Raw genomic sequence first — 17,743 nt, 5'->3', positions numbered from 1 at the left:
CCGCCGGATGAATGCAACCCCGACCCCCTGTTGGACGGCGCCCAGGCGGGGCGCCTACCGTGGACGAGGTATCCAACGAAGGAGCACTCCCTTGAAGCACGTCCCCCTCGGCACCTCCGGTGTCGACTCCCCGAACGTCGTCCTCGGCCTCATGCGCATCCCCGACATGACCGACGAGGCCATCCGCGGTCTCGTCGGCGCCGCCCGCGACTCCGGCATCGACTTCTTCGATCACGCCGACGTCTACGGCAAGACGCTGCACCAGTGCGAGGAGCGCTTCGCCGAGGCGATGGCGCTGACCTCCTCCGAGCGCGAGCAGATCGTGCTGCAGACCAAGGCGGGCATCGTCGGCGACGGCCCGTACTTCGACTTCTCCTACGAGCACCTGATGGCCTCGGTCGAGGGCTCGCTGAAGGCCCTGCGCACCGACTACATCGACGTCCTGCTCCTGCACCGGCCCGACGCACTCGTCGAGCCCGACGAGGTGGCGCGGGCGTTCGACGAGCTGCACGCGTCCGGCAAGGTGAAGCACTTCGGCGTCTCCAACCAGACGCCATACCAGATCGAGCTGCTGAAGAAGTCGCTGAACCAGCCGATCGTGGCGAACCAGCTGCAGCTCTCGATCACCCACGCGCCGCTGATCGCGCAGGGCGTCGCCTCGAACATGGTCGGCGAGGACCAGTCCGTCATGCGCGACGCCGGCATCCTCGACTACTGCCGCCTGAACGACATCACCGTGCAGGCGTGGTCGCCCTTCCAGGCCGGGTTCTTCACGGGCGTGTTCCTCGACAACCCGGCGTACCCCGAGCTGAACGCCGCGATCGACCGGCTCGCCGCGAAGTACGACGTCCCGGCGATCGCGGTGGCCACCGCCTGGATCACCCGCCACCCGGCGGGCATGCAGGTCGTGCTCGGCACGACCACCGAGCAGCGCGTGCGCGATGCGGCCCTCGGCTCCGATCTGCCGCTCACGCGGCCGGAGTGGTACGAGCTGTTCCGCGCGGCGGGCTACCTCGTCCCCTAGAGCTCCCACCCCGGAGGAAATGCGCGTCGGCGCAGAGGAGGCACGCACCCGCGAGGGCGCGTGCCTCCTTCTCGTGCGCCCCGCGAGATGCCACCTGTGCGGGCGACACGCCGTCCCGGAGCGCCACAGGTGGCATCTCGCGGACGTGAGCCTGGTCCGGGAATAGGAACGGCACCCCTGCGTTGAACTTGAGCGTAACCGACTCAACTTCCTCAGGAGGACAGGTGCCCGACAACTACAGCGAGGCCGGAGCGAGCTCGTTCGACGACTTCCTCGCCCGCTACCTCGACGGTGAGCGCGCCCGCGCGGCGCGGTCGATCGACCTCAGCCGATTCCTCACCGCCCGTACCCGCGACATCCTGCAGTCCGCAGGACGCTTCGCCCTCGAGCGCGGCCAGACCGAGCTCGACGCCCTGCACGTGCTCCGCGTGCTCATCGACGACGAGACCGTCTCGCAGGCCGTGCGCCGCATCGGCGTCGACCCCGCCGCCATCGCCACCGCCGCGGAGGCGCGCCTCCCGCAGGCCGACGAGGCCCACGCCTCGCAGAACGCGGCCACCATCACCCCCAGCGCGCAGCGCGCGCTGTTCCACGCCTACCAGGTCGCCCGCTCCAGCGGCTCGACCTACATCGAGCCCGAGCACCTCTTCTTCGCGCTCGTGCTCGGCCAGGACGCCCCCGCCGGGCAGGTCCTCGCCCGGGCCGGCGTCACCGCCGAGGCCCTCACCCAGGGCATGCGCGAGGCCGAGGCCCCGCAGCAGCAGGAGGCGGGGGAGCCCTCTTCCGACACCCCGATGCTCGACAGGTTCGGCACCGACCTCACTGCTCTCGCCCGCGAGGGCCGGCTCGACCCGGTCATCGGGCGCACCGACGAGATCGAGCAGACCGTCGAGATCCTCAGCCGCCGCACCAAGAACAACCCGGTGCTCGTCGGCGAGGCCGGCGTCGGCAAGACCGCGATCGTCGAGGGCCTGGCCCGCGCGATCGTCTCGGGAGAGGTCCCCGAGCAGCTGCGCGGCAAGCGCGTGATCTCGCTCGACCTCCCTGGCATGCTGGCCGGCACCCGCTACCGCGGCGACTTCGAGGAGCGCCTCACCGGCACCATGGACGAGATCGCGGCGCACGCCGGCGAGCTGATCGTCTTCATCGACGAGGTCCACACCGTCGTCGGTGCGGGCGGAGGCGGCGAGGGCGGCATGGACGCGGGCAACATCCTCAAGCCGCGTCTGGCCCGGGGCGAGCTGCACCTGGTCGGCGCCACCACGCTCAAGGAGTACCGCACCATCGAGAAGGACCCGGCACTGGAGCGGCGCTTCCAGCCGGTCCGCGTCGGGGAGCCCGGCATCGAGGACGCGATCGCCATCCTGCACGGTCTGCGCCCCGCCTACGAGGAGCACCACCGCGTGCGCTTCACGGACGAGGCCCTTCGCGCCTCGGTCGAGCTCTCGGCCCGGTACCTCACCGACCGCGTGCTGCCGGACAAGGCGATCGACCTGATCGACCAGGCCGGCGCGCGCCTCCGCCTCCGCCTGGGAGCGGGCGTCGACACCGGCGCTCTGCTCGAGCGTCTGGCGACCCTGGAGGCCGACAAGAACGCGGCCGTCTCGGCCGAGCACTACGAGGAGGCGTCCCGCGTCCGCGACGAGATCACCGCCGTGCAGGCGGAGCTCGACGCGGCCACCGGCAGCGCCCCCGCGGAGGCGGTGGTCGGCGAGACCGAGATCGCGGCCGTCATCGCCCGCGCCACCGGCATCCCGGTGTCGCGGCTCACGGAGGGGGAGCGCGAGCGCCTCGCGCACCTCGAGACCGAGCTGCACCAGCGGGTCATCGGCCAGGACGACGCGGTCACCGCGGTCGCCCGGGCCGTCCGCCGCAGCCGCACCGGCCTCGGCGACTCCTCACGTCCCGTCGGCTCGTTCCTGTTCCTCGGCCCGACCGGTGTCGGCAAGACGGAGCTGGCGCGCACCCTCGCGGGCTCGCTCTTCGCCGATGAGCAGTCGGTGATCCGCTTCGACATGAGCGAGTTCGGCGAGCGTCACACGGTCTCGCGGCTGGTCGGCGCCCCTCCCGGGTACGTCGGCTACGACGAGGCCGGTCAGCTGACCGAGCGCGTGCGCCGGAACCCGTACTCGGTGGTCCTCTTCGACGAGATCGAGAAGGCGCACCCCGATGTGTTCAACCTGCTGCTGCAGGTGCTCGATGATGGACGCCTGACCGACGGCCAGGGCCGGACGGTCGATTTCCGCAACACGGTGATCATCATGACCTCGAACCTCGGGTCGGAGTTCCTGGCCTCGCGGTCGGGTGCGCTCGGCTTCGTCGCTCAAAGCGACGCGTCGGCCGAGGGCTTCGCCTCGGAGAAGGACCTGCGCGACCGCGTCATGGGCCGTCTCCGCGAGGCGATGCGGCCCGAGTTCCTCAACCGGATCGACGAGATCGTCCTGTTCCGCCGCCTCGGCCGCGAGCAGCTGCGGGAGATCGTCGGCATCGTCCTCGACACCACGCGCTCCCGCCTCGCCCCCCGCGAGGTGACGCTCGAGGTGACGGAGGCGGCCGTCGACTGGCTCGCCGAGAACGGCTACGAGCCGCAGTACGGTGCCCGGCCCCTGCGCCGGCTCGTGCAGCGCTCCATCGACGACCGGATCGCCGACCTGTTCGTCAGCGGCGAGGTCTCCGACGGAGGCGCGGTCCGCGTCGACGCCGTCGGCGGCGAGCTGCTGGTGACCTCGCCCGCCGCACTCCCGCTGGCCGCGTAGCCGGTCCCGCTCGGACCCCGGTCCCTCCTCCTCCCGCGAGCAGCGCCCGCGGAGGGGGAGGGATGGGTGTCTTCGCATCCCCACGGCTTGCCACAGCGGTCCGGGCGGGATAGACACGAGGGCACGAGAACCGGAGGCACGATGTCGAACCCGCGCTACTACGACCCCGTGGGCAAGGCGGTCCGGGCGCTGCTCGTGCTGAGCCTGGTCTGCTTCGCCCTGGCGGTGGGCATGTTCGCCCTCGACATCGTCATGCCGGGCACGATGACGGACGAGCGGCGGCCCTGGGCCGAGGCCAGCGGGGCGCTCGCCTCGTTCGGCGTGCTGGCCCTCATCGTCTACTTCGCGACCGTCGCGATCGTCGGCGCGATCCGGGGCCGCGGGCAGTAGCCCCCGCTCCGACGCCGCCGTCCGACGAGAACGCGTCCGGCCCGCGGGATCCGAGGATCTTCGCGGGCCGGACGCGTTCTCGCGAGCCGTCAGGCGCCGGTCAGGGGCACTTCTTCGCGGTGATCGTCACCTTCAGCGTGGCGTCCGGAGCGACGGGGGAGCCGCCGGCCGGCTCCTGCCCGGTGACCTGGCCGGCGTCGGGCGCCTTCGGGTCCTCGGCGCAGGCGAGCGTGATCTTCGTGAAGCCGGCGGCGCCGAAGGCGTTCTTCGCGGCCTCCAGATCCTGGCCCGTCACGTTCGGCACGATCTTCTGGTCGCCGGAGCTGGTGAACACGGTGATCGCGGTGCCCCGGGGGGCCGAGCCCGACGGGTCGGCGCGGGTGACCGTCCCGACCGCTGCGTCGCTCGCCTCCGTGCCGCCCTGGACGACGCCGAAGCCGGCTGCCTCGAGCTTGGCCTCGGCGTCGGCGGAGGAGAGCCCGACGACGTCCGGGATGTCCACCTTCGGGACGACCTGCAGCGAGCCGTCGGCCTCCGGGAAGTCGGTGCCGCCGTACTTCGCGTCGGCGGCGCGCATCACGACCGGCCAGATGCGGTGGCGCGCGGTGGCGGCGGATCCGGAGTCGAAGGAGTAGCGGCCGAGGCGCAGGTTCGCGTCGCCCTTCACGTTGAACACGCCGACGGCGGTCGCGACGCGGGTGCTCGCTCCGGTCATCCAGGTGGCCTTCGCATCGTCGGTGGTGCCGGTCTTGCCGATCAGCGGCACCCCGTCGCCGGTGCGGGAGGCCACGGCCGTCCCTCCGCCGGTGAAGGTCGCCTGCAGGGCGACGGCCGCGGTGGCGGCTACGTTGCGGTCGATCGACTGGCGGCAGTTCGCCGGGGGCACCGGCTGGTCGGCTCCGGCCGAGTCGGTGATGCGGTCGATCGCGACGGGGTCGCAGGTCGTGCCGCCGGAGGCGATGGTGGCGAAGGCGCCGGCCATCGAGAGGGGCGAGACGTAGTTGGTGCCGAGCACCGACGACGGGTTGTGCTCGAGCTCCTCGCCGCTGCCCTGCTTCACGCCCATGTCGACCGCGGTGTCGCGGATGCCGCACAGGTCGAGCTCACGGGCCATGCCGACGAAGCCGGTGTTGAGGGAGGTCTTGGTGAAGGACACCGGGGTGCCGACCTCGCCCGTGCCGCCCTCGTCGTTCTTGGCGCTCGTCTCGTTGCTCGTGTCGGTGCCGCCGGCGACGCAGGAGTCCGTGAAGGTGCCCCAGGTGGACTTGCGGGTGCCGTCGACCGACTCGTTGATGCTGTGGCCCTCCTTCAGCCACTCCACCAGGGTGAAGAGCTTGTAGGTCGAGCCCGGCTGGATCCCGGAGGATCCGCCGTTGGCCTGATCGGTGCTGTAGTTCACGGCGCTGTAGGACGGGTCGGTCGTGAGGACGTCCGGATCCTGCGAGTACTTCTTGTTCTGGGTCATCGCGAGCACGCGCCCGGATCCGACCTCGACGCTGACCGAGACGGCCCCGACGTCGAAGTTCCAGGTCTGCGGGACCTGCGCGTCGACGGCGGCGACGGCCGCGTCCTGCAGGCCGACGTCGAGCGTCGTGTAGACGTCGAGGCCGCCGCGGCGGAAGTTGGTCCAGCGGGTGTCCTCGTCGGCGCCGAAGATCTCGTTGTTCTTCAGGACGTTGGTGACGTAGTCGCAGAAGAAGCCGGCGTTGCCCGCGGTCGAGCAGCCGGTGCTGGGCTGGGTGATGCGGGGCTCGATCGGAGTGGCCACGGCGGCGTCGTGGTCCTCCTGCGAGATCTTCCCCTCCTCGAGCATCTTGCCGATGATGTAGTCGCGGCGGTCCTTGTTGCGGGCGTAGCCGTTCGCGGCGCCGTTGTCCGGATTGTCGGGCTGGTCGATCCGCAGGACGGCCGGGTTGTTGACGATCGCGATGAGGCTCGCGGCCTGAGCGATCGAGAGATCCGCGGCCGAGGTCGCGTAGTAGTAGTTCGCGGCGGTCTCGAGGCCGTAGGTGGTGCCTCCGAAGAACGCGATGTTGAGGTAGCCCTGGAGGATCTGGTCCTTCGTGTACTGCTTCTCGAGGCCGATGGCGAGCTTCATCTCGCGGAGCTTGCGCTCGGGGGAGGTGCGGGTGGCCTCGTCGATCGCGGCCGCGCGCTCGGCGTCGTCCGAGATGTTGCGGACGGCCTTCTCGACGAGCACGTTCTTCACGTACTGCTGGGTGATCGAGGAACCGCCCTGCACGTCGTTGCCGAGCACGTAGGTCTGCGCGACGGCGCGGAGAGTGCCGGGGAGGTCGACTCCGCCGTGGTCGTAGAAGCGGGGGTCCTCGCCCGAGACGGCGGCGTCCTTGGCGGCCTGGGCGATGCGGTCGAGCGGCACCTCGACGCGGTTCTCGACGTAGAAGGAGGCGAGCAGCTGCGGGGATCCGTCGGAGCCGGTCGCGTAGATGTTGCTCTTCTCGGAGAGCTTGTCGACCTCGAGGTAGTCGGGCAGTCCGTCGAAGACGCCGATCGACTGGTTCGCGGCGACTCCGGCGAGCGCCACGGCGGGGGTGACGGTGACGGTCACGAGGACTCCGGCCACGACGCTCATGCCCAGGAAGCCCACGATCGCCTTGACCACACCACCGGTGGTCCTTCTGTCGGACGCCAAACCTTCTCCTTCGCGAATCCCCCCGGATGCTGCGACGACCGCGGCCGACGCCCTGCACGCTCCGTGCGGCAGGTCAACCTCGACAGACTAACCCGAGAGCCCCCGAAGACGAAGGCCCGGCCAGAGGCCTGAAAAGACCCTGACCGCCACCCGGGCGACGGCGTTCCCTAGGCTGTCGGCATGGCGAGCCCCTCCTCCGACCCCCGACCGGCCGAAGCGACGACCTCGGAGGCCGCTCCGGTCGCGCCCCCGCAGGTCGTCCCCGCACCGCCCACGGGCGCCCTCTCGTACGCTCTCGGCTTCCTCGCGTTCATCGGGATCCCGTTCCTCAGCCTGATCGTGGGCGGCATCGTCATGGCGTCCGTGTACCCTTCCGCCCGGAGGAAGGGCGGGCTCGCCGCGGAGAACGCGCGGAACGCGGCGAACTGGGGGCTGACCGTGATCCTGATCGGAGTCGTGACGCTCGGTGCGCACGTCGTGCTGCTCTTCGCCGCCTCCGACACCCCGCTCGCGAAGGACTTCTACCCGATCGGCATCCCGATCACGCTGTTCGCCGTGCTCTGGCTGGTGCACTTCGTGCTGATCATCTGCGGACTGGTGAAGGCGAACCAGCGCGAGGTGTTCCGGCCGCGCATCGCGATCCCGTTCCTGCGCCCACCCGCGGCCTGAGCTCAGGCGCCGACGGGCCAGAGGTAGTCGAGGCCCGGCGGCGTGCCGGGGAACAGCGGGCCGTAGTGGTCCTCGTCCTTGGTCACGAGCTTGGAGCGGTGCGAGAGGTGCAGCCGCTCGTCGCCGAACCACGGCGGGAGCGGGTAGTCGCCGGTCAGGTAGGCGGCGAGATCCTCCGGGGCGGCGGCGAGGGCCTCCTCGGTCTTCACGAGGCACGTGTCGGCGAAGCCGCGCTCCGTCCACTCCGCGCAGGTCTCGCGCTGGTAGGTCATCAGCGCCGGCCGGTAGCCCCGCCACATCCGCGTGACGGGGTGGTTCTGCCAGCCGTACCCCGGGACGGTCAGCGCCCGCATGACCTGCAGCGTCTCGACGCGCTGCTTGCCGAGCCGCTTGCTGTCGAGGGCGCGGACGCTGCGGTGGAAGTCGGGGTAGGGGAGGAAGGTCTGCACGCCTCCCAGTCAACAGCGGCCCGTCTCCCTCCGGCCACCCTCCCGTCACGCCGATGTCGCCTGGCGTGCGTAGCGTCCGGGGCATGACCGGACTCCCCCTCCTCGCCACCGACGACGTGCAGCTGCGCTGGGCGCGGCCCGAGGTCCTCGACTCCGCCCGCCACCGGATGCTGCGCCTGCTCACCCTCGCCGAGCGCCTCCGGTACGAGGCGACGGGGCGGCGTGAGGTCCGCGACAGCTTCCTCCTGGGCCGGGTACTCGTGCGCGAGCTGGCCGCCGAGACGCTCGGGATCGACCCGCTCGAGGTCGCGGTGGACGCGCGCTGCGAGCGCTGCTCCGGTCCGCACGGCCGGCCGGCGCTCCGCGGCGAGCATCCGGCGCTGGAGCGGATGCGGATCAGCATCGCGCACTGCGACGGCGCAGTCGTCGCGGCGCTGGCGACCGGCCGCGACATCGGGATCGACGCGGTGCGCGCCCGCAGCGTCCGCGATCGGGTGGCCTCCGGGGTGACGACGGCGGAGCAGGTGCTCGTCGATCTGCGCTCGCAGGCGGTCGCGAAGGCCGACGGGCGCGGGACGTCCAGCGACGAGCCGATCCGCTTCCGCACCCGGGAGGGCGCGACGGAGGCGTGGATCGAGGGCTCGAGCCGGTACTTCGCCGTCTCGGAGCCCACGGTCCACTCGGCGCTCGTGGTGGCGGTCGCGGTCGCTCAGGAGTGACCGCGGGGCGTCGTCCCCGGGCGATGCGCCGGCCGGCGCCTAGGCGAACAGCGACAGCGTGATCGTCGAGTGGTAGGAGCCCGACTCCACGTCGGGTTCGGCGAGCAGCCGCAGCTCGGCGTCGGCGCTCCAGGTGCCGGCTCCGCCGGCGGCTCCGAGCAGCAGCGCGTCGCGCAGGCCCGTGCCGCCCTCGAGTGCCGAGGCGACCGGCCCGCCGGCGGCGGCGCCGGTGCCGGTGAGGACCCGCGGGGTCCAGCCGAGGTGGTCTGCTCCGATCGACGCGCTCGCACTGGTGAGGGCGCTCGCCGAGGCGAGGACGTACCAGGCCGTCGGGGAGCCGCTCCGCGAGTCGGTGACGGTGACCTGGGGCAGCCCGCCGGTGAATCGGCGCTGGACGGCGGTGGATCCGGCCTCGACGAGGTCGACGGCGTCGGCGGCGACCGAGAGCGAGAGGGAGCCGGGCTGCGCGGGAGGGGTGATGTCGACGTCGACGTCCACGCCGTCGAGGTCGTGCAGCAGGGGTGGGGTGCGAGCCGGGTCCTCGCCGGTGAGCGGATCGGCGGCGTCGGGCGCGGTGGCGGAGGGGGAGTCGGCGGGCCGGTCTGCGGTGGGCCGGTCCGCGGGGGAGGAGCCTGTCGTCGGCTGCGCGGGCTCGACGGGGTCCGCGGAGGAGGGGCTCGAGGAGCGGCGGTCGGAGGCGCCGGATCCCGCACCGGGAACGGAGGGGTCCGCAGTCGACCCCGTGTCGTCCGCGGGCGAGGTCGCGGTCGGGGTCGACGCCGCTTCCGGAGCGGTCATCGCCTCGGGCGCGAGTGCGGCGGAGGCGAACACCACGGAGAGCACGAGGGTCGTCGTCGGGACGAACGCGGCGAGAGCGCGGGTGGTGCGGGTCACGGACGGTCCAGTTCTGCGGGCTCTGCGATGCGCCCGCTTGTGATTCCTACCAGGAGCGCGAAGAACTCTGCACCCCCGCTTCCGGGTGGAGCGCCGCGGAGCGCGCCAGCGGGCTCGGCCATCCCCGTATGGGCGTAAGATCCGACACATCCTCAACGCCTCCTGAAAAGAGTTCCATGGCCGTCGTCCGACCGTCCTTCCGCGGGGCGGCCATCATCGCCGCGTGCGCGAGCGCATTCCTCACCGCCGGGTGTGCTTCTCAGAGTGGACCTCCGCCGGCGCCCGATCTCGACCTCGGCCCCTACGCCGACGTCCACGCGGTCCTCGACCCTGCGACGGAGTCGATCAGGACGCCGATGGACGCGTACTTCCTCGACGAGAAGGCGCTGAACCGGATCGACCAGGCGAACAATCTCCTCTTCGGGGAGTGCCTCCGGGCGAGCGGCCGTTCCTTCCCGCCCGCGGAGGTCGACCTGACGGCGCTCCCACCCCGTCCCGACACGTCCTTCGGCATCTGGAGCCCCGAGCGGGCGGCCAGGCTGGGGTACGGCTTCGACGACTCTGGGGATGCACCGTTGGAAGCGGCGAACCAGGCGTCCATCGCTCGAGGAGACGCCGATCCGGGGTGGGGTGCGGCGACGGATGCCTGCGACGAGTCGATCGAGCGCCTGCCCCATCTCGGACGCTCTTCCGGGAGCGACGCCGCCCGAGCGGTCGCAGGGCCGGCCTACGACGTCCTTCACGACGCAGGAATGCTCTCCTCGGCCGACCCCCGATGGGAGGAGGCCCGCTCCGAATGGATCCGGTGCTCGGAAGAGCACGGACTCCGGTTCGATCCTGCGGAGCCGCACGCCTCGGGGCCCGAGATCCCGGATGATCCGGAGGCCGCGATCCGGACCGCCGTCGTCGACGTGCAGTGCAAGGTGGACACGCGCCTCATCGAGAAGCTGACCTCGCTCCGGTCGCAGTACGAGGCCGCTCTGATCGACCGGCACCGGACCGAGCTGGACGAGGTGGCGGAGAAGGAGCGCGAGGTCCTCGAGCGCGCCGACGCCGTCATCGCCCGGCACGGAGCGGCGGCGTGACCGCCGAGCCGCGATCCGGCACCCGGGCTCGCGTCCGCCGTACGGGACTCCGCGCTGCTCCCGTGGCGCTCGCCGTGCTGCTGCCGATGGCCGGGTGCGCTCCCGCTGGGGCACTCGTCGACGAGCGTCTCGACATCAGCGCCTACTCGGAGGTGCACGCCGTCCTCGATCGGACGAACGAGCTGATGACCTATCCGATCGACGCGTACTTCATCGACGCGGAGGGCCTCGGCCGGATCGTGCAGGCCAATGCCCTGCTGCGGGACGACTGCATGCGGGAGGGCGGCCGGACGGACCCGTCGGCGGCGTACGACCTCACCCGGTCCGCCGTCGTCACGGAGACGACCTTCGGCATCTGGAGCCCCGAGCGCGCGGCCCGTTCCGGGTACGGCTTCGACACGCCTCCCGCGGCGGCCGTCGAGGCGGCGAGTGCGGCGGTCCTCGAGGCCGCCGCCGCCGATCCGGGGTGGGAGGACGCGATGAGCGCGTGCGAGGACCGGGTCGAGACCCTGCCCGGCCTGGGACGCGACTACGCGGCCGACGAGGGGATGGAGATCACTCAGCTGCCGCAGGCGATCACGAACGACGCCGGGCGCCTCGCATCGGCGGATCCCCGGTGGGACCAGGCGCGCGCCCGATGCGGCGAGTGCCTGGTCGCGCACGGACTGCAGCTCCGCACCGACAGCGAGCAGCCCTGGTCGCCCCAGGTGCCCGATGACCCCGAGGCGGCGATCCGGACGGCGGTGCAGGACGTGCAGTGCAAAGAAGACACCCGGCTCGTCGAGACGCTGAGCTCGCTGCAGGCGCAGTACCAGGCGGCGCTGATCGACGGGCATCGCGCCGAGCTGGACGAGGTGGCGAAGAAGGAGCGCGCGGTCCTGGAGCGCGCCGACGCCGTCATCGCGCGGCACGGGCGCTGAGCCGTGGCCGACCATCACGGATCGGTGCGCCTGCCCGCCGTCGCCCGGCCGCGAGCGCTCGCGGCCTTCCTCGTGACCGTCCTCCTCGTCGGAGCCGTCGGGGTGGGAGTGGGAGCCTCGCTCCGATCCTCCGACGACCTCGACACCGCGGCCGAGCAGCCGCCGCCCCCGGTCGAGGTCGAGGTGGAGCGGCGCTCCATCGTGCCGCCGCGGACGGTGCAGGGCGTCGTCGACCCGGGTGACACCCGGACCGTCCCGTTCGCGGGCGTCAGCGCGCCCGCGGTGCTGCACTACGTGACGGAGGTGGGGACCCCTCAGGGCGGAACCCTCGCCAGCGGCGGTCTGCTGCTGGCGGTCGCAGGCCGACCGCTCCTCGGCCTCCGGGTCGCGGCTCCGCTGTACCGCGATCTGCACGTCGGCGACTCGGGGGCGGACGCGGAGGCGTTCGAGGAGGCGCTCAGCACGCTCTCCGACGCGGACTTCGCTGTGGACGGCGCCGTGACCGAGGCGACCGTCGCTGCCGCCGACGAGCTGTGGCGCGAGCGCGGCTACCGGCTCCCGACCGAGAGCGTCGCGTCACCTGAGGGCGGATCGTCGGATCCGCGTGCGAAGCCGGCTCCCACTGCCACGGCGCCCCCCGCCGCGCTGACGAGGCCTTTCGTCGACGTGACGCAGATCGTGCAGCTGGAGTCCGACTCGGTCTCCGTGCTCTCGGCGCTCGCCGTGGGAGCGACCGCGACCACTGCGGAACCGCTCGCGGTCCTGCAGACGAGCCCGCGGCGCATCGTCGCCCGGGCGACCGTGCTCGACGCCGAGGCGCTTCAGGCGGGGACGCCGGTCGTGCTCCACGCGGACGGCCGGCCCGAGCGATCGGGGACCGTCGCGCGACAGGGGGACTTCGTCGCCGCGGACGGTACCGCGGGGAGCGCCGCCGGCCGCGACCTGTTCCTCGACCTGCCCGCGGACTGGGCCGATCTGGGCGACAGGGCGTCCGTCGTCGTCGCCGCGGCGACGGCCGGAGACCCCGTCCTCGCCGTGCCCCTGACGGCGGTCCACCAGGCCTCCACCGCTCCGTTCGTCGTGATCGGCCGGTCCTCCCGGTACACGAGGGGCGAGGAGGTTCCGGTGACCGTGCTCGGAGTGGGCGACGGTTGGGCGAGGCTCGACGAGTCGACGGGACCCGCCGCGGGCGACACGCTCGTGGTGACTCCGTGACCGCGCCGCTGCTGTCGCTGCGCGGCGTCGCTCGCCGCTACGCCGGTGGAGGACCGGCGGGCGCGCTCACAGGGCTCGACCTCGATGTCCGCGCAGGCGAGTTCGTGGCGATCGTCGGACGCTCCGGCGCCGGCAAGTCGACGCTGCTGAACGTCCTCGGGCTCCTCGACTCGGCGGACGAGGGGGAGTACCGCGTCGCAGGCGTCGACGTGGCGTCGCTCCCGGAGCGGGAGCGCGACGCTCTGCGCTCCCGGACGTTCGGCTTCGTGTTCCAGGACTCCTTCGTCCTGCCCCGGGAGACGGTCGCCCGGAACACGGCGCTCCCGCTCCGGACGCGAGGCGAGCGGACGGGGGACCAGCGCGAACCGGTCGCGCAGGCGCTGGAGGGTGTCGAGCTCCTCCCGCTCGCGGATCAGCGCGCGGGCACGCTCTCCGGAGGCGAGCGGCAGCGCGTCGCGATCGCGCGCGCCGTCGTCGGCCGACCGGCTGTGATCCTGGCGGACGAGCCGACCGGGAACCTCGACTCCGCGACCGCCGACGCCGTCCTGGGGGTGCTGTCCGCGCTGCACCGCACGGGCGTGACGATCGTGCTCATCACGCACTCGCCGGAGGTGGCGGCGCACGCCCAGCGCCGGCTCCGCCTCGAGGACGGACGAGTGGTCGACGACTCGGGCGCGGCCGGGACCGGGGAGGACTCCTCCGGCGGGGATCCCGCCGACGCGGCTCCGTCGGCAGCGGCGCGCCGCCGACGCGCACCGCACCTCGCCGACGCGGTGTCGTCGCTGCTGCTCTCGCCCGGCCGGACCCTCGGGATCCTCGCCGCGTTCGTCCTCGCTGTCGCCGGGCTGGTGACCTCGGTCGGGATGAGCGCGACCGCGGCGCAGCAGATCTCGGCACGGCTGGACGCCGCGGCCCTCGACCAGATCACGGTGCGTCTGCCGGCCGAGACGACCCTGCCTCAGCTGCGGGAGGCGGCCACCGACATCGGCGGTCTCCGCGGAGTCGAGGCGGCGAGCGCCCGCCTGACCGTTCCGGCGGCGGTCGCGCACCCGGAGCGCTGGGTCGCCTCCTCCGTCGTCACCACCGACGCCGCGGTGATCGCCGTCGACCGGGCGCTCCTCGACGTCGAGCTCGTCACCACCCGTCCCTCGACCTCCTCCGACTGGCTCGACGCGGCCGACGGAAGTCCCGTCGCCCTGCTGGGCGCAGGAGCGGCGGCCGACCTCGGGATCCCCGTCGGCAGGACGGGCGACACCGTCCGGATCGCGGGATCACCCGTGGTCGTGGCCGGCTTCATCGAGTCCTCGCAGCGCGATCCGGCGCTCTCGGAGTCGATCCTCGTCTCGCTGACCGATCTGGAGGTGCCGGACCGGGCCGAGCCCTCGGTGGTCGCCCGCACCGCACCTGGCCGACCCGCGGCGATCGCCGAGTCCGTCCCTCTCGCCGTCGACGCCGCCCACCCCGAGCGCTCGGTCGTCCAGACGGTCGCCGACCTGCGGCTGCTCAGCCGCGGCGTGAGCAGCGACCTCGCCGCGAACCTCCTCCTCGTGTCGCTGCTCCTGCTCGTGCTGGTCTGCCTGACGAGTGCGACCTCGATGTTCCTCGCCGTCTCAGCGCGCACCCGCGAGATCGCGCTGCGGCGGGCCGTCGGAGCGACACGGTCCGACATCAGGGCGCTCTTCCTCGCCGAGGGGACGGTGATCGGAGCCGCGGGCGCCGTCTCGGGCCTGGCTCTGGGGGTCCTCGCGACCGCCGTGCTCAGCGCCGCGCAGGGCTGGGCGCCGGTGCTCGACCTGCTCAGCGCCGCGGCGGGAGTCGTGGCGGGGATCGGAGCGGGCGCGGTCTCGGCCGTCGCCCCCGCCCTCCGGGCCGCGCGCATCGAGCCCGCACTCGCCCTGCGCGCCGGATGATGCGCCGCAGACGCAGAGGAGGGAGCGCCCGCGGGCACTCCCTCCTCCGTCACGACCGGTCGACCGGTCGCCGCGTGCTCAGCAGACGCGGGCCGGGTAGGCCACCGTCTGCGTGAGGGTCTCGGAGCCCGCCGTGGCGGTCACCGTCACCTGGCTGCCCGGCATGCTCGCCAGGCGGGTGGTGAACGCGGCCGATCCGCTCGCGCCCGCAGCCACCGCGGTGACCGTCTTCGAGCCGTAGGCCGAGGTCATCACGACGTCGATCGGAGCGGTGCCGCCGTTCTTCGCGAGGACGGTCAGCACCGCCTTCCCGGCGACGCAGCGGGACGTCACGGTCACCGGCGCCGTCAGCGCCGGCGCGGCCGCCTCGGGGACGACGATCTCGCCGATCTTGAGGAACGAGCCCGGCGTGGAGAAGGTCAGCTTCAGGCCGGTGGCCGAGACCGCCGCGAACGGGATCGTGGTCAGCGAGCCGTTCGCCGCCGGAGCGATGTTCTGCGCGGTGGTCGGCTTCCACGTGCCGTCCTGGGCGCGGTAGGCGACGCTCACCGACGCCAGGGCGCCCTCGGCGTTGGTGAAGGTGAGCCCGGCGACGCGGTGCGCCTCGGTGATCGTCAGCGTGAACTCGGCGCTGCCGGCGAAGGTGCCGTCGGTCCAGGTCGACCAGGGGGTGCTCACGTTGCCGTCGCAGGCGTTCTTCGCGGGAAGGGTCGCGTACTTCGTCTGGCTGAACGACGCCGAGACCGCGGCTCCGGGGACGCGGCAGACGTTCGTCGGCGGCGCGGTGCCCCAGATCTGCACCTCCGAGATCGACTGCCACGTGTTCGCCGCGCTGGTGAGGTGGAGGCGGAGGCCGGTGGTGTCGGGCAGGGAGGACAGGTCGAGGATCGCCGTCGGCGCGGATCCGGTCCCGACCTGGCTGAGGGTGGTGGCGACCGAGGAGGTCGTCCACGCGCCGTTCACCTGGTACTCGACCTCGATCCGCGAGGGCCAGGTGGCGGTCGCACCGTCCTTGTAGGTGGTGACCGTCACCGAGTCGAGGTTCTGCGCCGAGCCCCAGGAGAAGGAGAGGCGGCTGTCGCGCGGGTAGCCGGCCGAGGACCAGTCGTCCCAGCCCTTGCCCGCCACGTCGCCGTCGATCAGGTCGCCGGCGAGGTCCGTGCGGCTCGAGACCGCGACGGACGCTCCGGGAGCGAGGTTCGCGATGCCCGGCTCGGCCACCTCGATCGTGCGGGTGAAGCGGCGGCCGGAGGAGAATCCGGCGTCGGCGGCGAGCGTGCCCGTCACCTGCACCGTGCCGAGCTCGGCGGGGCCGGGGGCGGCCCAGGTCACGGCGACGTCGCGGGTCGAGCCGTTGCTCGAGACCGAGACCGTCGAGGGGAGCGCGGCGGCGATGTCGGCACCGCGGCGGACCTGCTTCGGCAGTCGAGCGTCCACGACCGACCAGACGCCCTCGCCGACCCCCTTGTCGTCCCAGTAGGAGAGGTCCCAGCCGGATCCCCAGCGCGCCGGGTCCTCCTGAGCCGGGTTCCGCATCTCGAGGCGGCCGTTCTCGCCGACCGTCATCGGGAGCCAGACGTACGTCGAGTCCGACTTCCCCTCGTTCCAGCGGTCGCCCATGTAGACGTACTTGCCAGGAGCGAGGGTGAGGACGTTCGTCGACTGCGAGCCGAAGGTCGTCTTGCGGGAGTCGCCGATCGAGAGCAGGCCGTCGCCGCCCTCCGGGATCGCGTTGTAGGCGACGTTCTCGTTCGCGTCGCCCTTCTCGACTCCGCGGGTCCACGCGCCGAGGATCGAGTCGGCGGTGTAGTAGGTCTGCGGGTTCGGCGCCCAGCCGGTCGCCCCGGAGGCGATCGTGTAGTACTTGCCGCCGTTGGCGAAGATCGCGGGCGCCTCGAGGTGTCCGCACTCCTTGACGATCTGGAAGTCGGTGCCGCGCACCGGTGCTCCGGCCGCACCGTCGGCGAAGACGTAGGGGTACGTCCCGTCCGCCGAGTACTGGTCCGCGTCGAGGGTGTCGGTCGTGGTGGTCCGCTCGACGTTGGTGTAGTCGGCGTCGAGCTTCGCCACGTAGAGCGAGTAGTTCTCCTCGGAGGAGTAGGAGATGTACGCGGTGCCGTCCTCGTCCTGGAAGACGGTCATGTCCCGCGCCTGCCCAGGCACGGCGGAAGTGGTGCAGGCCTTGTAGTCCGTGCGGTTGTAGAGGCGGTAGACGCCCTGGAGCGTGAAGGGCCCGGTCGGGCTGTCCGAGACGGCGACTCCCGCCATCGAGCGCGCGTAGGTGCTGCCGCCCGGGGTGGTGCGGCCGTCGGAGTGCCACCACATGACCCACTTGCCGGTCTTCTCGTTGAAGAGGACCTTGGGGCGCTCGAAGATGGCGGTGTTCGGCGAGGCCTGCGTCGTGTCGAGGTGGTGGTCGAGCTCCGCGATGCGGTCGGCGCGAGGGGCTCCGGAGTCGTCGACGGTGTCGTAGAGCGCGTCGAAGTAGGGGGCCTCGAGGTCGGCCGGAGCCGAGACACTGCGGAGCGCGGTGCCCTCGTTCTCCCAGTTGTGGCCGTCGGTGGAGCGGTAGACCGCGACTCCGGGGCTGTTCCAGTAGCCCTTCGTGCGGTCCTCGCCGTACCAGTACTGGACCTGCTGCCCGCCCTCCTCGACGGTGACGATCTGGCCGCCGTGCGCCTGGATGTGGCGGCCGTCGGTGTCGTACCAGGAGGGCTGGAAGTAGCCGGCCGCGGTGCTGCCCGGGTCCTGGACCGCCGGGTAGTCGGTGTAGGTCACGGGCGTCGAGGTGCGGGGCACTCCGTCGTTCGGATCCGTCGCCACGGCGGCCGAGGCCGACTGCGCTCCTGTTCCCAGGAGTGCTGCGACGAGCAGCGCGGCCACCGCTGCGGCGGCCGTTCGTGGTCGAGACGTCATGCTGTGCTCCTTTGCACCGGGGACTTCGCGTATGTTCACGCAAACATCAGGCTTCCACGCGCCTGTGTCGACGTCAACATCCCCGTGCTGCCGCCGCAGCGCTCCGTCGATCGGCCTCGACCTCGCCGCCGCCGGGTCCGCGG

Annotated in this window: 13 protein-coding genes; 9 read left to right on the top strand and 4 right to left on the bottom strand. The window is 72.4% G+C overall.

The features are described 5' to 3' along the window. The first annotated feature begins 91 nt into the window (after positions 1-91). The 3 genes from C5D08_RS08805 to C5D08_RS08795 all read left to right on the top strand — a co-directional run bounded on the left by C5D08_RS08805 (position 92) and on the right by C5D08_RS08795 (position 4,170). Positions 92-1,024, top strand: a complete 933-nt coding sequence (locus C5D08_RS08805; protein WP_258067368.1) for an aldo/keto reductase family oxidoreductase — start codon at positions 92-94, stop codon at positions 1,022-1,024. A 224-nt stretch (positions 1,025-1,248) separates the two neighbouring features. After that, a complete protein-coding gene (locus C5D08_RS08800; RefSeq protein WP_104276722.1) occupies positions 1,249-3,780 on the top strand; it encodes an ATP-dependent Clp protease ATP-binding subunit in 2,532 nt (843 codons plus the stop codon). 141 nt (positions 3,781-3,921) lie between these two features. Then, positions 3,922-4,170, top strand: coding sequence for a hypothetical protein (locus C5D08_RS08795; protein WP_104224361.1), 249 nt, complete (start codon positions 3,922-3,924; stop codon positions 4,168-4,170). A gap of 100 nt (positions 4,171-4,270) precedes the next feature. Here C5D08_RS08795 and C5D08_RS08790 read toward each other — a convergent pair whose 3' ends face one another. Then, entirely contained in the window at positions 4,271-6,823 is a 2,553-nt protein-coding gene (locus tag C5D08_RS08790; RefSeq protein ID WP_258067367.1) for a transglycosylase domain-containing protein, read from the bottom strand. A 180-nt stretch (positions 6,824-7,003) separates the two neighbouring features. Here C5D08_RS08790 and C5D08_RS08785 point away from each other — a divergent pair, with 180 nt between their 5' ends. Beyond that, entirely contained in the window at positions 7,004-7,492 is a 489-nt protein-coding gene (locus C5D08_RS08785) for a DUF4870 domain-containing protein (RefSeq protein ID WP_104276721.1), read from the top strand. 2 nt (positions 7,493-7,494) lie between these two features. Here the strand turns inward: C5D08_RS08785 and C5D08_RS08780 are convergent, their stop codons facing one another. Then, complete coding sequence (locus tag C5D08_RS08780; RefSeq protein ID WP_104276720.1) at positions 7,495-7,941, bottom strand: MSMEG_6728 family protein; 447 nt, start codon at positions 7,939-7,941, stop codon at positions 7,495-7,497. An 83-nt stretch (positions 7,942-8,024) separates the two neighbouring features. Here C5D08_RS08780 and C5D08_RS08775 point away from each other — a divergent pair, with 83 nt between their 5' ends. After that, entirely contained in the window at positions 8,025-8,660 is a 636-nt protein-coding gene (locus C5D08_RS08775; protein ID WP_104276719.1) for a 4'-phosphopantetheinyl transferase superfamily protein, read from the top strand. Between the two features lie 39 nt (positions 8,661-8,699). On the opposite strand, the gene C5D08_RS08770 is transcribed toward C5D08_RS08775, so the two are convergent. Continuing rightward, on the bottom strand, positions 8,700-9,554 hold the full coding sequence (locus C5D08_RS08770) for a hypothetical protein (protein WP_104276718.1): 855 nt from the start codon (positions 9,552-9,554) through the stop codon (positions 8,700-8,702). Positions 9,555-9,730: 176 nt separating this feature from the next. On the opposite strand from C5D08_RS08770, the gene C5D08_RS08765 reads away from it, so the two are divergent. From C5D08_RS08765 to C5D08_RS08750, 4 genes are read left to right on the top strand one after another with little or no spacing between them, the layout of a single operon-like run. Then, on the top strand, positions 9,731-10,639 hold the full coding sequence (locus tag C5D08_RS08765; RefSeq protein ID WP_104276717.1) for a hypothetical protein: 909 nt from the start codon (positions 9,731-9,733) through the stop codon (positions 10,637-10,639). Next, on the top strand, positions 10,636-11,559 hold the full coding sequence (locus C5D08_RS08760) for a hypothetical protein (protein ID WP_104276716.1): 924 nt from the start codon (positions 10,636-10,638) through the stop codon (positions 11,557-11,559). The genes C5D08_RS08765 and C5D08_RS08760 overlap by 4 nt, the downstream gene beginning before the upstream one ends. Positions 11,560-11,562: 3 nt before the next feature. Beyond that, positions 11,563-12,774: a hypothetical protein gene (locus C5D08_RS08755; protein WP_146086086.1), complete on the top strand. Its 1,212-nt coding sequence runs from the start codon at positions 11,563-11,565 to the stop codon at positions 12,772-12,774. Further along, the gene (locus tag C5D08_RS08750; protein WP_146086085.1) at positions 12,771-14,684 is read left to right on the top strand and encodes an ATP-binding cassette domain-containing protein; all 1,914 of its coding nucleotides are present in this window, start codon (positions 12,771-12,773) and stop codon (positions 14,682-14,684) included. Before C5D08_RS08755 ends, C5D08_RS08750 begins: the two co-directional genes overlap by 4 nt. A 78-nt stretch (positions 14,685-14,762) precedes the next feature. Here C5D08_RS08750 and C5D08_RS08745 read toward each other — a convergent pair whose 3' ends face one another. Beyond that, positions 14,763-17,600, bottom strand: a complete 2,838-nt coding sequence (locus C5D08_RS08745; RefSeq protein ID WP_104276713.1) for a discoidin domain-containing protein — start codon at positions 17,598-17,600, stop codon at positions 14,763-14,765. Between the last annotated feature and the right edge of the window lie 143 nt (positions 17,601-17,743).

Source organism: Rathayibacter sp. AY1B6, assembly GCF_002932755.1.
Classification (GTDB): Bacteria; Actinomycetota; Actinomycetes; order Actinomycetales; family Microbacteriaceae; genus Rathayibacter.
Note: the sequence above shows the minus strand (reverse complement) of the source record. Positions and strands in the feature narration are given on the sequence as shown.